This is a genomic window from Thermorhabdus hydrogeniformans (genome assembly GCF_049310025.1).
GTDB lineage: Bacteria > Bacillota > Thermosediminibacteria > Thermosediminibacterales > Tepidanaerobacteraceae > JBJYKD01.
On record NZ_JBJYKD010000048.1, the window covers coordinates 1 to 14,723 of the forward strand.

At 51.8% G+C, this 14,723-nt stretch carries 12 protein-coding genes; all 12 read right to left on the minus strand.

What is annotated here, in order from left to right; all coding sequences use genetic code 11:
• Positions 1-82: 82 nt before the first annotated feature.
• The 12 genes from fusA to ACKX14_RS14815 all read right to left on the minus strand — a co-directional run bounded on the left by fusA (position 83) and on the right by ACKX14_RS14815 (position 14,639).
• Positions 83-2,149 carry an elongation factor G gene (gene fusA, locus ACKX14_RS14760; RefSeq protein ID WP_422448992.1) on the minus strand — a complete coding sequence of 689 codons (2,067 nt, stop codon included), beginning with the start codon at positions 2,147-2,149 and terminating at the stop codon, positions 83-85.
• A gap of 52 nt (positions 2,150-2,201) precedes the next feature.
• The gene (rpsG, locus tag ACKX14_RS14765; RefSeq protein ID WP_422448994.1) at positions 2,202-2,672 is read right to left on the minus strand and encodes a 30S ribosomal protein S7; all 471 of its coding nucleotides are present in this window, start codon (positions 2,670-2,672) and stop codon (positions 2,202-2,204) included.
• A gap of 19 nt (positions 2,673-2,691) precedes the next feature.
• A complete protein-coding gene (gene rpsL / locus ACKX14_RS14770; protein ID WP_422448996.1) occupies positions 2,692-3,066 on the minus strand; it encodes a 30S ribosomal protein S12 in 375 nt (124 codons plus the stop codon).
• Positions 3,067-3,131: 65 nt separating this feature from the next.
• The gene (locus ACKX14_RS14775; RefSeq protein ID WP_422448998.1) at positions 3,132-3,380 is read right to left on the minus strand and encodes a L7Ae/L30e/S12e/Gadd45 family ribosomal protein; all 249 of its coding nucleotides are present in this window, start codon (positions 3,378-3,380) and stop codon (positions 3,132-3,134) included.
• Positions 3,381-3,443: 63 nt separating this feature from the next.
• A complete protein-coding gene (gene rpoC / locus ACKX14_RS14780) occupies positions 3,444-7,007 on the minus strand; it encodes a DNA-directed RNA polymerase subunit beta' (protein WP_422449000.1) in 3,564 nt (1,187 codons plus the stop codon).
• A gap of 34 nt (positions 7,008-7,041) precedes the next feature.
• The gene (gene rpoB, locus ACKX14_RS14785; RefSeq protein ID WP_422449002.1) at positions 7,042-10,701 is read right to left on the minus strand and encodes a DNA-directed RNA polymerase subunit beta; all 3,660 of its coding nucleotides are present in this window, start codon (positions 10,699-10,701) and stop codon (positions 7,042-7,044) included.
• A gap of 241 nt (positions 10,702-10,942) precedes the next feature.
• On the minus strand, positions 10,943-11,872 hold the full coding sequence (locus ACKX14_RS14790) for a Ppx/GppA phosphatase family protein (protein ID WP_422449004.1): 930 nt from the start codon (positions 11,870-11,872) through the stop codon (positions 10,943-10,945).
• Between the two features lie 85 nt (positions 11,873-11,957).
• The gene (locus ACKX14_RS14795) at positions 11,958-12,353 is read right to left on the minus strand and encodes a S1 RNA-binding domain-containing protein (RefSeq protein WP_422449006.1); all 396 of its coding nucleotides are present in this window, start codon (positions 12,351-12,353) and stop codon (positions 11,958-11,960) included.
• A 75-nt stretch (positions 12,354-12,428) separates the two neighbouring features.
• On the minus strand, positions 12,429-12,764 hold the full coding sequence (locus tag ACKX14_RS14800; protein WP_422449008.1) for an FtsB family cell division protein: 336 nt from the start codon (positions 12,762-12,764) through the stop codon (positions 12,429-12,431).
• A gap of 11 nt (positions 12,765-12,775) precedes the next feature.
• Positions 12,776-13,213 (minus strand): spore cortex biosynthesis protein YabQ, encoded by a 438-nt coding sequence (gene yabQ / locus ACKX14_RS14805; RefSeq protein ID WP_422449010.1) that lies wholly within the window; start codon positions 13,211-13,213, stop codon positions 12,776-12,778.
• Positions 13,214-13,300: 87 nt separating this feature from the next.
• Entirely contained in the window at positions 13,301-13,582 is a 282-nt protein-coding gene (yabP, locus tag ACKX14_RS14810; protein ID WP_422449012.1) for a sporulation protein YabP, read from the minus strand.
• 91 nt (positions 13,583-13,673) lie between these two features.
• Positions 13,674-14,639 carry a SpoIID/LytB domain-containing protein gene (locus tag ACKX14_RS14815; RefSeq protein ID WP_422449014.1) on the minus strand — a complete coding sequence of 322 codons (966 nt, stop codon included), beginning with the start codon at positions 14,637-14,639 and terminating at the stop codon, positions 13,674-13,676.
• Positions 14,640-14,723 lie beyond the last annotated feature (84 nt).

Consider the following 14,723-nt stretch of genomic DNA (forward strand, 5'->3'; position numbering starts at 1 on the left):
TCTACGTGACCTATGGTCCCTACGTTGACATGCGGTTTTGTCCTCTCGTATTTTTGCTTTGCCATATTTATCCTCCTCCAAATCACTTATTGATGATGGAATCCGCTATACTCTTCGGGACTTCAGCGTAATGGGAGAACTGCATGGTGTAAGTGCCTCTTCCCTGAGTTTTTGACCTCAAATCGGTGGCGTAACCGAACATTTCGGCCAGCGGCACGAAGCCCCTGATAACCTGGGCGCCTCCCCGGGGTTCCATGCCTTCTATGTGGCCCCGGCGGGAATTTATGTCACCGATGACGTCGCCCATGTATTCTTCCGGCACCACCACTTCCACTTTCATAATGGGTTCCAGCAGCACCGGCTGGGCTTTCTTCATGCCTTCTTTAAAAGCTATGGAAGCGGCTATTTTGAAGGCCATTTCCGAAGAGTCTACCTCGTGATACGACCCATCGTAGAGGGTAACCTTCACATCCACCACCGGATATCCCGCCAGCACGCCGTTTTCAAGGGCTTCCCGTACTCCGGTATCCACGGCGGGGATGTATTCCTTGGGTATTACGCCGCCGACGATCTTGTTGACAAATTCGTATCCGCTACCCGGCTCCCTGGGTTCGATCTCAAGCCACACATGGCCGTACTGGCCGCGGCCCCCGGACTGGCGGATGAATTTGCCTTCCGACTTGACGGCTTTCCGTATGGTCTCCTTGTAAGCCACCTGGGGTTTGCCCACATTGGCTTCCACCTTAAATTCTCTGAACATCCTGTCGACTATGATCTCCAGATGCAGTTCGCCCATGCCGGAGATAATTGTCTGGCCCGTTTCGGGATCGGTATGGGTTTTGAATGTCGGATCCTCTTCGGCAAGCTTCTGCAGAGCAATTCCCATCTTCTCCTGGTCGGCCTTGGTCTTGGGTTCTATGGCCACCGAGATCACGGGCTCGGGGAACTGCATGGACTCCAGTACGATAGGATGTTCTTCGCTGCAAAGGGTATCGCCCGTAGTGGTATCCTTCAGACCCACCGCCGCCACTATATCGCCTGTGGCGATTTCATCGACTTCCTGACGGTGGTTGGCGTGCATATAAAGGATCCGGCCTATTCTCTCTTTTCTATTCTTGGTGGAATTATACACATATGAGCCGGACTTGAGCGTGCCGGAATATACCCTGAAATAAGTCAGTTTGCCCACATACGGGTCGCTCATAATCTTGAATGCCAGGGCCGAAAACGGTTCGTCATCGCTGGCGTGCCTTTCTATCTCCTCCCCGCTATTGGGGCTGATGCCCTTTACCGGCGGAATGTCCAGAGGTGAAGGCAGATATGCCACTATGGCATCCAGGAGCAATTGCACGCCTTTGTTCCTGTAAGATGACCCGCAGAGCACGGGGGTGAGTTTTACGTCAATGCATCCTTTCCTGATGGCCCTCATGATTTCTTCCGGAGGTATTTCCTCGCCTTCCAGGTACTTCATCATGATCTCTTCGTCCACATCAGAAATGGCCTCCAGCATTTTTTCCCTGTATTCCGCGGCTTTGTCCCGGAGTTCCTCCGGGATATCCGTTTCCTGGATTTCCGTCCCCAGGTCGTTGGTGTAGATGTAAGCTTTTTGATGAATCAAATCCACTATCCCTTTGAAAGTATCTTCACTGCCAATGGGAATCTGGATTGGAACGGGATTGGCTCCAAGCCTTTCCTTCATCATTTCAATGACATTGTAAAAATCCGCCCCAATGATATCCATTTTATTAACATAGGCAATTCTTGGAACGCGGTATTTGTCGGCCTGACGCCAGACCGTTTCGGATTGGGGTTCTACCCCGCCTTTAGCGCAAAACACCGCCACTGAACCGTCGAGAACCCGCAGGGACCGTTCTACCTCCACCGTAAAGTCCACGTGCCCTGGCGTATCGATAATGTTAATGCGATGATCCTTCCAATAGCACGTCGTTGCAGCCGAAGTTATGGTTATGCCCCTCTCCTGCTCCTGCTCCATCCAGTCCATTACGGCAGAACCTTCATGGACCTCACCCATTTTATGCGTTTTGCCGGTATAAAACAGAATCCTTTCGGTGGTGGTGGTCTTACCGGCATCTATATGCGCCATTATACCTATGTTCCGTAGCCTGTCCAGTGATACTTGCCTAGGCACAAATTACACTCCTTTCTATCCCGCCAAGTTTCCCTGAAGTTCAGCGCCTTTTCTACCACCTGTAATGAGCAAATGCCTTATTGGCCTCCGCCATCTTATGAGTTTCCTCTTTCTTCTTGACGGCTCCGCCAGTGTTGTTAGCGGCATCCATGATTTCCGCCGCCAGCTTTTCTTTCATGGTCCTTTCCCCACGGTTCCGGGCGTACTCCACCAGCCACCTTATCCCCAGGGAAAGCCTTCTCTCCTGCCTGACTTCCATGGGTACCTGGTAGGTGGCGCCGCCCACTCGCCTGGGTCTCACTTCCAGCACCGGCATGACGTTTTTCAGCGCTTCGTGAAACACTTCCAGGGGGTCCTTGCCGGTTTTTTGTTTTACTATATCAAAAGCACCATAGCAGATCTTCTGAGCAATACCTTTCTTGCCGTCGTACATTACCTTGTTGATGAGCTTTGTAACCAGCTTATCCTTGTACAGCGGGTCCTCCGGTACATCCCTTCGGACCACATGACCGCGCCTTGGCATCCTATCCCTCCTTTACCGGTTATTTTTTGGGCCTCTTGGCTCCATACAGGGACCTGCCCTGCTTGCGGTTGGCCACCCCTGCGGCATCCAGCGTGCCCCGAATGATGTGATATCTCACACCGGGAAGGTCCTTTACCCTGCCGCCTCTGATAAGCACCACCGAGTGCTCCTGCAGGTTGTGGCCGATGCCCGGTATATATGCGGTGACCTCGATACCGTTGGTTAGCCTTACCCTGGCAATCTTCCTCAATGCGGAGTTAGGCTTTTTGGGAGTGGTGGTCTTGACAACAGTGCAGACACCCCTTTTCTGAGGAGAACCCTTCAAAGCGGGAGCGGTGGATTTGTACACCACTTTCTGCCTTCCCTTTCTCACCAGTTGATTTATAGTCGGCATTTTTACACCTCCTTCCGGTAAACTAAAAAAAGATGCCCTTTATAGGGGCATCTTTAAAGGCGGTATTATTGATTTAAGATCGCAGCCGATGCTGCCCCTACTTCAATCCCACAGGCATCCCCCAACTCCTTCATGGTGGCCACAGGAACTACCTCAATGCCCTTTTGACGGCACAGTTCCTTTAATCCAGCTACTACGTGCTCTTCTGCATCCTGCGCTATGAAAACCACCGAAACTCTATCCTTTTCCAGAGCCTTCATGGTCTGTTTCGTCCCTATGGTCTTTTTGGGGGCCTCTTTTAATTTTTGAAGCATTTTCTCGCCCTCCCGCCAAATGCAATTAAAGAGAGCTTAAACACGCACTTATATATTTTATCATCATGGATTTTCACTGTCAATAAGGGCAGCTTCATCTTGTTTTGCGTTTTCTTGTATTGCATTTTCCCGGGCTTTTTCTTCCACCGGGTGTATCTTAACGTTCCTGTAACGGCTCATGCCGGTGCCCGCCGGGATGAGCTTTCCTATAATAACGTTTTCCTTTAGCCCCAGGAGCGGGTCTACTTTGCCCTTTATAGCGGCTTCGGTCAGCACCCTGGTGGTCTCCTGGAAGGAAGCCGCCGACAGGAAGGAATCGGTGGCAAGGGATGCCTTGGTTATGCCCAGAAGTACGCGCCTTGCTTCGGCCGGTTTTTTCCCCTCCTGTATGGCTTTATTGTTGATGTCTTCAAACTCGAAAACATCTATTAATTCGCCGGGTAAAAGGTCGGTGTCTCCGGGGTTTTCCACCTTTACTTTGCGCAGCATCTGCCGGATTATTATCTCTATGTGCTTGTCGTTGATGTCGACACCCTGGAGCCTGTAAACCCTGAGCACTTCCTGCAGCAGGTATGTTTGGACACCTCTAATGCCTTTTATCTTCAATATGTCGTGCGGGTTGACGGAACCCTCGCACAGCTCGTCTCCGGGTTCCACCACCATGCCGTTTGAGACCTTCAGCCTGGAACCGTAAGGCACCTGGTAAACCCTGGTCTCGCCGGTGGGTGTGGTGATTTCCACTTCCCTCTTCTTTTTGCTCTCGATAACCTTGACCGTACCGCCCACTTCGGTGATCACCGCCTGGCCTTTCGGCCTGCGGGCCTCGAAAAGCTCTTCCACCCTGGGCAGACCCTGTGTGATATCCTCGCCGGCGACGCCGCCGGTGTGGAAGGTCCGCATGGTGAGCTGGGTCCCGGGTTCTCCTATGGACTGAGCGGCAATGATGCCAACGGCTTCACCCACATTTACAACCTGGCCGGTGGCCAGATTCTTGCCGTAGCATTTTACGCACACCCCGTGCCGGGTCCTGCAGGTGAGCACAGACCGTATTTTAACCTCCTCGATTCCGGCCTTTACTATACGGTTGGCCATATCATCGGTGATCATCTCATCGGCGTGGACGATGACCTCTCCGGTGGCGGGGTCCGTCACATCTTCCAGAGCAAATCTGCCCTCAATGCGCTCTTTCAAAGGTTCGATAACCTCGCTGCCGTCCTTTATGGCCTTTACGGTTATACCTTCAGTGGTGCCGCAGTCCGTTTCCCTCACTATTACATCCTGACTGACGTCCACCAGGCGGCGGGTTAGATATCCGGAATCGGCGGTCCTGAGGGCGGTGTCGGCCAGCCCCTTCCTGGCGCCGTGGGTGGATATGAAGTATTCGAGCACCGTCAGGCCTTCACGGAAATTGGCCTTGATGGGGAGATCTATGATCCTGCCGGAGGGATCGGCCATGAGGCCTCTCATTCCGGCCAGCTGCCTTATCTGCTGCTTGTTGCCCCTGGCGCCGGAGTTGGCCATCATGTAGATGGAATTAAACTTGTCCAGGGAGTTCATAAGGGTCTCGGTTACTTTTTCGGTGGCTTCGGTCCAGATCTCTATAATCTTTTCATAGCGCTCTTCCTCGGATATCAATCCCCTTCTGTATAAAAGCTCCACCTGGTCCACCTTTTCGTCGGCTTCGGAGAGGATTTTCTCCTTTTCCGCCGGCACCTCTATATCCGTGATACCTATGGTGATGCCGGCTTTCGTCGCGAAATTGTAGCCCTTTTTCTTTATGAGGTCCAGCACTTCCGCCGTAACCGTGGTGCCGTGGATGCGGTAGCAGCGGTCCACAATCTCGGCCAGCTTGCCCTTATCCACAAGAGTGTTCAGCTCCAGGTCGAAGGGGTCTTTACTCCTGTCCACAAAGCCGAGATCCTGGGGAATACCTTCATTAAATATGATGCGTCCCGGCGTCGTCTTGATGATTTTGCTGCGTTTTTCGCCGTTAATCTCTCTGGTTATCCTCACATTTACTACGGCGTGCAGCCCCACTTCCCCCATTTCATAGGCCAGCACGGCTTCCTGGGGACTTGAAAAGTACTTGCCTTCGCCCTTCTCCCCGGCCCTTTCTATGGTGAGATAATAGGAACCCAGCACCATGTCCTGGGTGGGTGTAACCACGGGCTTGCCGTCCTGCGGCTTCAATATATTATTCGTGGAAAGCATAAGAAGCCTTGCCTCCGCCTGGGCTTCCGCCGAAAGGGGCAGGTGAACGGCCATCTGGTCGCCGTCGAAGTCCGCGTTATAGGCGGTGCACACCAGGGGGTGTATTTGTATGGCCCTGCCTTCCACCAGCACCGGTTCAAAGGCCTGAATGCCGAGCCTGTGAAGGGTGGGGGCGCGGTTTAACAGCACCGGATGTTCTTTAATCACATCTTCCAGCACGTCCCAGACCTCGGGTTTCACCCTTTCAACCATGCGCTTGGCGCTCTTTATGTTGTGGGCGTAACCGTCGGATACCAGCTTTTTCATTACAAAGGGTTTGAATAGTTCCAGAGCCATTTCTTTGGGGAGGCCGCACTGATAAAGTTTAAGTTCCGGTCCCACCACTATCACGGAACGGCCGGAATAATCCACGCGCTTGCCCAGCAGGTTCTGCCGGAATCGGCCCTGTTTCCCTTTGAGCATGTCGCTCAGGGATTTTAATGGTCTGTTGCCGGGTCCGGTGACGGGCCTGCCTCTTCTGCCATTGTCTATGAGGGCGTCCACAGCCTCCTGGAGCATGCGCTTTTCGTTTCTGACTATGATGTCCGGAGCTCCCAGGTCCAGCAGCCTCTTCAAGCGGTTGTTTCTGTTTATTACCCTCCGGTAAAGGTCGTTAAGGTCCGATGTGGCGAAACGCCCGCCGTCGAGCTGGACCATGGGGCGCAGATCCGGCGGAATTACGGGAATTACCTCAAGAATCATCCACTCGGGCCTGTTGCCGGATTTCCTGAAGGCTTCCACAACTTCAAGGCGTCTTAATATCCTCACCTTTTTCTGGCCGTTGGCATCTTTCAGCTCCGCCCTCAGCTCTTTCGCCAGTTTTTCCAGATCTATCTCTTCAAGAAGTTCCTTTATGGCCTCCGCACCCATCCCGGCTCTGAAGGCGTTGCCGTACTTGTCTCTGTATTCCTTATATTCCTTTTCATTTAAAAGCTGTTTTTTGGTAAGCGGAGTATTGCCGGGGTCGATGACTATATAGGAGGCGAAGTATATCACCTTCTCCAGAGAACGTGGAGACATATCCAGCATCAAACCTATACGGCTGGGAATGCCCTTTAAAAACCATATGTGAGAGACGGGGGCCGCCAGTTCGATGTGGCCCATCCTTTCGCGCCGGACTTTTGACTTGGTCACTTCCACACCGCACCGGTCGCAGACCACGCCTTTATACCTTACCCTTTTATACTTGCCGCAGTGGCACTCCCAGTCCTTTATGGGACCAAAAATCCTCTCGCAAAACAATCCCTGTTTCTCAGGTTTCAGTGTCCTGTAGTTGATGGTCTCGGGCTTTTTTACTTCTCCCTTGGACCACTCCCGGATTTGCTCCGGTGAGGCAAGACCGATTTTTATGGAGTCGAAAAAATTCAGTTCAAGCAAGGGGTTTTCTCTCCCTTCTTAAATAATGGGGGACTTAAAAGTCTTCCAGATCATCATCCGTACCGCCCGGTATAATGTCTTTTTCCAGATCTTCGTCCGCCAGGCTCAGGTCGTCGAACTCGGTTTTACCGTCGTCTTCCCCGGTATAATCATCGTAAATCAAATCTTCTTCATTTACTTCCTCTTCTTCTGGTTGTTCCTCTTCTTCCTGTTCCTCTTCATAAACGCCGCCGGGCTGCCCTTCGTCTTCCAGACCCTCCATGTTTACGTCAAGGGGCCTCTCTTCTTCGTCTTCTTCATCGTATTCCTTGATTTCTATTTCTTTTGCGTCTTCCGAAAGTATCTTTACGTCAAGGCAGAGGGATTGCAGTTCTTTTATCAAAACCTTGAAAGACTCGGGTATGCCGGGTTCGGGCACGTTTTCGCCTTTTACTATGGCCTCGTAGGTCTTCACCCGTCCCAGCACGTCGTCGGATTTTACCGTGAGGAGTTCCTGCAGGGTAAAGCTGGCTCCGTACGCTTCCAGTGCCCAGACTTCCATCTCTCCGAACCTCTGGCCGCCGAACTGGGCTTTGCCTCCCAGCGGCTGCTGGGTGACCAGCGAGTACGGCCCTGTCGAGCGGGCGTGAATCTTGTCGTCCACCAGGTGGGCCAGCTTCAGCATATACATGTATCCCACCGTTACGCGGCGGTCGAAATATTCCCCGGTGCGGCCGTCCCGGAGTTCCGTCTTTCCGTCTTCCGGTAAGCCCGCTTTTTTAAGGGTTTCTATTATCTCCTCCTCGGTGGCGCCGTCAAAGACCGGCGTGGCCACATGCCACCCCAGGGCTTTAGCCGCCCATCCCAGGTGGGTTTCCAGAACCTGACCGATATTCATTCGAGAAGGCACCCCCAGGGGGTTCAAGACGATATCCACCGGCGTGCCGTCGGGCAGGAAGGGCATATCCTCAACGGGCATTATTCTGGAGATAACGCCCTTGTTCCCGTGGCGCCCGGCCATCTTGTCGCCCTCTGAAATCTTTCTCTTCTGGGCGATGTAAACGCGCACCAGCTCGTTCACGCCGGGCGGCAGTTCGTCTCCGTTCTCCCTCGTGAACACCTTTACGTCCACCACAATGCCGTACTCTCCGTGGGGAACCCGCAGGGAAGTATCCCGCACCTCACGGGCTTTCTCGCCGAAGATGGCCCTGAGCAGCCGCTCTTCGGCGGTAAGCTCCGTTTCGCCCTTGGGAGTAACCTTTCCGACCAGAATGTCTCCGGCTCTTACTTCCGCACCTATCCTTATGATGCCCCTCTCATCCAGGTCTTTAAGGGCTTCTTCACCTACGTTGGGTACGTCGCGGGTGATCTCCTCCGGGCCCAGCTTTGTGTCGCGAGCCTCAGCCTCGTACTGCTCTATGTGAATGGATGTAAACACATCGTCTTTTACCAGACGCTCGGAAAGTAAAATGGCGTCCTCGTAGTTGTAGCCCTCCCAGGGCATAAAGGCCACCAGCACGTTTCTCCCCAGCGCTAGCTCTCCGTGGTCCGTGGATGGACCGTCGGCTATGGGCTGTCCTTTGACCACGCGCTGCCCTTTCTTGACAATGGGCCTCTGGTTTATACACGTACCCTGGTTGGACCTCAAGAATTTGTGGACTTTATATACATCAAGACCCCCGTCACCGTCCCGGCGAACCACGATTTCGTTTCCCGTAACCCTCTCCACCACACCGTCGTTTCTGGCGAGAATCATTACGCCGGAATCCACCGCCGCCTTGTGCTCGATGCCCGTACCCACCAGAGGGGCTTCGGTGACCAGGAGCGGCACCGCCTGGCGCTGCATGTTGGAACCCATCAAAGCACGGTTGGCGTCGTCGTGCTCCAGGAATGGTATGAGAGCCGTGGCCACGCTGACCAGCTGTTTGGGCGATACGTCCATGTAGTCTATCTCATCCGCCGGCACCACCACTATTTCCTGCTTGCGCCTGGCGGTAACCCTTTTCTGAATGAATCTTCCTTCTTCGTCAAGAGGGGTGTTGGCCTGGGCGATGGTGAAGGCCTCTTCGTCATCGGCGGTGAGATATTCAATCTCGTCGGTGACAACCCCCCGCTCCTTATCCACCTTGCGGTAAGGGGTTTCTATAAATCCGTACTGGTTCACCCTGGCATAAGTGCTGAGAGAACCTATCAGGCCGATATTCGGACCTTCCGGGGTTTCTATGGGGCACATGCGGCCGTAGTGGGAATCGTGCACGTCGCGGACCTCAAACCCGGCCCTTTCCCGGGAAAGGCCGCCGGGGCCCAGGGCGCTGAGCCTCCTCTTATGGGTGAGCTCGGCCAGCGGGTTGGTCTGGTCCATGAACTGAGAAAGCTGGCTGCTGCCGAAAAACTCTTTAATAGCCGCCACCACGGGTCTGATGTTTATAAGCCCCTGGGGCGTTATGGTGTCTACGTCCTGGATGGTCATTCTTTCCTTGACCACCCTCTCCATTCGGGCAAGGCCTATCCTGAACTGGTTCTGCAAGAGTTCGCCCACAGACCGCAGTCTGCGGTTGCCCAGGTGGTCGATGTCGTCTATGTCGCCTATGCCGTAGGAAAGGTTTAAAAGATAATTTACCGAGGCCACGATGTCGTCTACCGTTATATACTTTTCGGTGCGAAAGACATCGGAGCCATCCCCGTCCGAGTACCCGTTGCTTATCACCTTTACGACCTTGTCTTCCTGGACCTGAATTTTTATTTCCTTAATTTTAAGGGATTCGAGCAATTCCGCCATTTTGCGGGTTATCTTTTCACCCTTCTTGAGTATAACCTCGCCGGTGTTAGGATTTTCAACATTCTCGGCGCTGATTCTGCCGACTATGCGGTTTCTGAGCCTGAGCTTTTTGTTGAATTTGTAGCGCCCCACATGGGCCAGGTCGTACCTCTTGGGGTCGAAAAACAGCGCTTCCAGCAGCGCCCTGGCGTTTTCCACGGTGGGCGGTTCACCGGGGCGAAGCCTCTTGTAGATCTCCAGCAGGGCTTCCTCCTGATTTTCCGTATTATCCTTTTCAAAGGTGCGAAGGATCTTCTCGTCCTCGCCCAGAAGTTCCAGAATCTGGGCGTTGCTCCCGTATCCCAGCGCCCTGAGAAGCACCGTAACGGGCACCTTTCGCGTCCTGTCTATGCGGACGTTTATAACCTCGTTGGAATCCGTTTCCATCTCCAGCCAGGCTCCCCGGTTGGGAATAATCGTCGCCGAATACAGGTCCCGGCCGTTTTTGTCTCTCTGTCTGTCGAAATAAGCCCCCGGCGATCGGACCAGCTGGCTCACAATGACCCTCTCGGCCCCGTTGATAATAAAGGTGCCGTTTTCTGTCATGAGAGGGAAATCGCCCATAAAGACTTCCTGCTCTTTTACTTCGCCGGTCTCCTTGTTTATAAGTCTGACCTTGACTTTTAGGGGTACGGCGTATGTAACATCCCTCTCCCGGCACTCGTCCACGGAATACTTGGGGTTGTTTTCAAGGGTGTAGTCGATAAACTCCAGCACCAGGTTACCGGTAAAATCCTCTATAGGGGAAATGTCTTGGAAAACTTCTCTAAGGCCTTCTTCGAGAAACCACTTGTAGGAATCCTTCTGAATCTCAATAAGGTTGGGCAGGCCCATGACTTCTTCTATCTTGGAATAACTCCAGCGGGTGCGTTCCCCTACTTTGACAGGATGAACCATCGTTTCCCTCACCCCTCATTTATAAGTAAAAATAGCCAAAAGCGGACAAAAAATGCTTTTGGTTTTTGACGCGGAACAATCTATTATACTATCTCCTAAACAAGGGAAAATTATACAGAAGAGATAAAAAAAGAGCTCATGGTATGGTTTTTGCTTATAATCATGCAATGTTATATAATACCATAAACCCTCATATTTGTCAACAATTTAATTAAATTTTCAATTGAGAGGCGAGACATGCTCATGGCCGTTCAAATTTCACGCTCTCAAAAATAAACCCCTCCATCAAATCCCATTCGCTGACCCGGATGGCGGGGAGATTCAGCCTCTTCATTAAACGGAGTGCGATGAGGGTTCCAGCCGCAATGATATCCGCCCTCTGGGGCATAAGACCAGGTATTTTCTTTTTTTCTTCCAGTGTCATTGAGCAGAGTCCGCCGAAAACCCGTTCCACCTCATTCAGTTGAAGGGTAAAACCGTGAACCCTGCCGGGATCGTATATTTCAAGGCGCCGGACCATGGCCGCCAGCGTAGTAAAGGTGCCTCCCACGCCAACCGCGGGTATTTGTCCGCGGGGGACCGCTTTGCCGAAGAATTCGGCAAAATCCGACAGCAATTCCTCGACGGCCGCGCCGGCCGCCAGTATTTGCGAAGCGGCGGGCGGATCGGAAGAAAAATATATCTGTGTAAATTTCACCGCCCCCATGGGGAGGCTAACGCTTTTTACAATGCGGCTGTCCCCCAGTGTAAGCTCTGTGCTTCCGCCTCCGATATCAACCACAAGAGCCATCCCCGCAAGGCCCAGCCCGGCTCTGGCCCCGATAAAAGAAAGCTTCGCCTCCCGCTCGCCTTCGAGCAGCACCACATCAAGACCCGCATCTTTTTTGACCACATCCAGAAAATCCCGGCCGTTTTCCGCCTCCCGTACGGCACTGGTGGCAAAGGCCAGAACGCGGTCGCACCCCATGCGGGCCGCCTTATCTTTAAAAAGCGAAACCGCCGACAGGGTATCACGCATTGACGGCTCATCCAGCCGCCTTTCTTTTGCCACCCCTCTGCCCAGGCGGGTGGTGATAAGTTCCCTGTGAAGCGGCGTCAGATTTTGACCTTTGCAGTCCGCCACCAGAAGCCTTGCGGAGTTGGAGCCAAGGTCTATCACCGCAAATCTCATAATGTATTCTCCTTATATTTTATATAATTAAAATCCAGGGTCGCCCCTGGATGAATTTCTCATATAACCTATTTTATGATTGCGTTTAAAGAGCCCTCCTCCTGCCGAAACCGCCGGACCCTCTTTTGGCCTCATGGCTTCTCTTAATATCCAAAAGCTTTTCTTCACTTTCCTTCATGAATCTGGCCAGTTTGTCCTCGAAGCTGAGGTTGTCTCTTTCCTTCGACCTTCTGTCTCTGGAATTATTTTCACCGGTCCTGCGGATGGAAAGACTGATCTTCCCGTCCTGGGAAACCCCTATCACCTTTACCTTAACCACGTCGTTCCTTTTCAAATAATCGTTGACATCCTTTACAAAACTGTCGGCCACTTCGGAAATATGAACCAGTCCCGTTACTCCGTCAGGTAATTCCACAAAGGCCCCGAACTTTGTAATCCCAGTTATCCTGCCATCCAAAATCTGGCCCACCTCAACAGGCATACTTAAAGAATTCCTCCTTTAGATTTCCTTCAATAGATTTATTATACTGTATCTATTCATGTTCGTCAATAAAGCTCATTTCGGGCGTTTTTCAGCGTTTTTATAAATGATTTCCCCCGGCTTTACAAGGCCCAGTTCGTCCCTGGCGATCCCTTCGATAAAGCTGTCTGTATGCAGCAGCTGGATCTGCCTTTTTAAATCCTCCCTCTCCTCCAGGGCGGCTTTGATTTGCTCTCGAAGTTCCACCTCCTGACGGGTAAGGCTTACCATTTTCAATTGCTGGGTTATAAGGGTGTACAGACAGTAGAACAAAAAAAATATTACCAGGAGGTGGCGTATCCTGAATTTCTTTTTCCCTGTCACCTTCATGACCTCCCAGTTCTTTTCATATATTCTTCGATAAAACTTCAAAAAATCCTCCTTTATTTTTTTTTAATTTTTGAATATATCCGTCGAGCATCATCATAAATCCTGCACGGTAATTTAAATACCTTCAACCTTCTTAAGCGGTGGTCGAAATACGAAACCTTACTCCTCTGGTTCTTTACAAAGATATCAAACAATAAAAATCCTCTGATAACGTATCCGCTGAAAAAAGTAATGTATAAAAACAGCCCAACGGCCAGGCCAAGAAACAGGTATCCCCTAACCTGGCCGAAGTTTATTTTGAAGAGGGAGTAGAACGTGATGACGGTTATGACGCCCCAAAAACACAAATCCCCCAGAGCTGTCAAAAAGGGTCCGGGGGAAAACAAATTTCTCGCCCTCCTGTATATGTCAAAAATTAACCCTGTCAAAAAACCGAGCAGTAAGGAAACCGCCAGCAGCGCGGCCTGTTCACCTATTTCGGCAGTGCTCATAATAATCAGTTCCCCTTGATCTTAAAAATTTGTCCACCGCGACAAATTGATCCCGTCCCCCTCAAAAGCCCGTACTTTCACCGGACATCATTTAAAAAGGCGGTTCAAGATGCCTTTGCCCCTTTCCTTAGAGGAACCCCCTTCGGAATACGTCAGGGATTTGATGAGACCTTCCACCACAATAAGCCCCCCATCCAGGTTCAACTGTTTCATGTGCATTTTTTCGCCCTTTATATTTAACATCCCCTGCTGTGTTTCCAGGATTATATCGTCATCGGTGAATTTTTCCACATTAATGACCCCGGTTATATCCAGTATTTCCCTATTCTGAAGCGTTAGTTTATGTCTGCTCTGCGCCTTTTCTTCCATAAATGAAAACACCCTCCCTTCAATAGATTCCCCTAATAAATTTATTCGGGAGGGTTTAAAAATATGATATCGGTCTGACAACCCGCAAAAGTTATTTCCACAATTTTACGATATCCACGTTATTAAAGTAGTATCGAATTATTTCCTCCGGCGAACGCCCCTGTTTTGCCATTACGTTGGCGCCCCACTGGGAAAGACCCACTCCATGGCCAAAACCCTTGCCCGCCATTACCACCCGGTCTCCCTCGACTTTCAGGCTTGTGAGCAGCGTCGACCTCATCTTCATGCTCCCCAGCGCTATCCTGAGGTCCGGGGCAGATACCGTGGCATTGCCTATTTTTATCAGGGTGGCTCTGCCGGAAGGCCCTTTTTTTACTATGCTCACGTCGTCGATGGGCCCCGGGTCCCGCCCCATTTTCTGTCTGATTATCGACCTCAATTCTTCTCTGGAAAAGGCTGCGGACCAGGTCCGCTTCCCCGGCGGCCCGGCGTTTTCGTCGGGAGATTTAACCACCCGGATATACGGGGGCTCCGCTTCCTTGTAATTCAAGCCCTCCTTTGCGGTGGCCGTTATCCCGCCGGCATGCGAGTGAAACCAGGCTTTAACGTATTTTCCCCTGTAGCTTATAACCTTACCTCGGGTCATGGCCACGGCCTTTTTTATGTTGTCGTTTATGTTGTCGGGGTTCCATGCCTGGGCTTCCTCAAAGTCGGTGGAGATGTCGGCATTGCCGTACTTTGAACCGCCTCTGTCGGAAATAAATTCAAGCACATAGGTCCTGGCCAGAATGGCCTGAGCCGCCAGGGCCTTGACAGGCCAGTAATTCTCCATTTCACCGGCCACCACACCGGCCACGTAGTCTTCCAGGGGCATCTCTTTTACAGTCTTTGTCTGAACTTCATAAACCCTCAGCCTGGGCTCCACTCCCGCCCCCCGGCTTATTTTATCGGGTATTTCCGGCACGGCCGGCTTCCTGGCGGGCCTTCCGGCCCGTGTGCAGCCGCCTGCTATAAGCAGCAGTAAAATCACGAGTAAGGTTACCCACCGGTTTTTCATAGTTGAGCCTCCTCGTATAATATATTTAGTAAATCAAACTTATTCAAATTCCAGTTAAACATGGACCTTGAAAACTAAATATAG

Coding starts and splice junctions, on each gene's coding strand:
- ACKX14_RS14775 (WP_422448998.1), bottom strand. CDS start 3,380: ATGCTTCAAAAATTAAAAGAGGCCCCCAAAAAGACCATAGGGACGAAA.
- yabP (WP_422449012.1), bottom strand. CDS start 13,582: ATGGAAGAAAAGGCGCAGAGCAGACATAAACTAACGCTTCAGAATAGG.
- yabQ (WP_422449010.1), bottom strand. CDS start 13,213: ATGAGCACTGCCGAAATAGGTGAACAGGCCGCGCTGCTGGCGGTTTCC.
- ACKX14_RS14790 (WP_422449004.1), bottom strand. CDS start 11,872: ATGAGATTTGCGGTGATAGACCTTGGCTCCAACTCCGCAAGGCTTCTG.
- rpoB (WP_422449002.1), bottom strand. CDS start 10,701: ATGGTTCATCCTGTCAAAGTAGGGGAACGCACCCGCTGGAGTTATTCC.
- rpsL (WP_422448996.1), bottom strand. CDS start 3,066: ATGCCGACTATAAATCAACTGGTGAGAAAGGGAAGGCAGAAAGTGGTG.
- ACKX14_RS14795 (WP_422449006.1), bottom strand. CDS start 12,353: ATGCCTGTTGAGGTGGGCCAGATTTTGGATGGCAGGATAACTGGGATT.
- rpsG (WP_422448994.1), bottom strand. CDS start 2,672: ATGCCAAGGCGCGGTCATGTGGTCCGAAGGGATGTACCGGAGGACCCG.
- ACKX14_RS14815 (WP_422449014.1), bottom strand. CDS start 14,639: ATGAAAAACCGGTGGGTAACCTTACTCGTGATTTTACTGCTGCTTATA.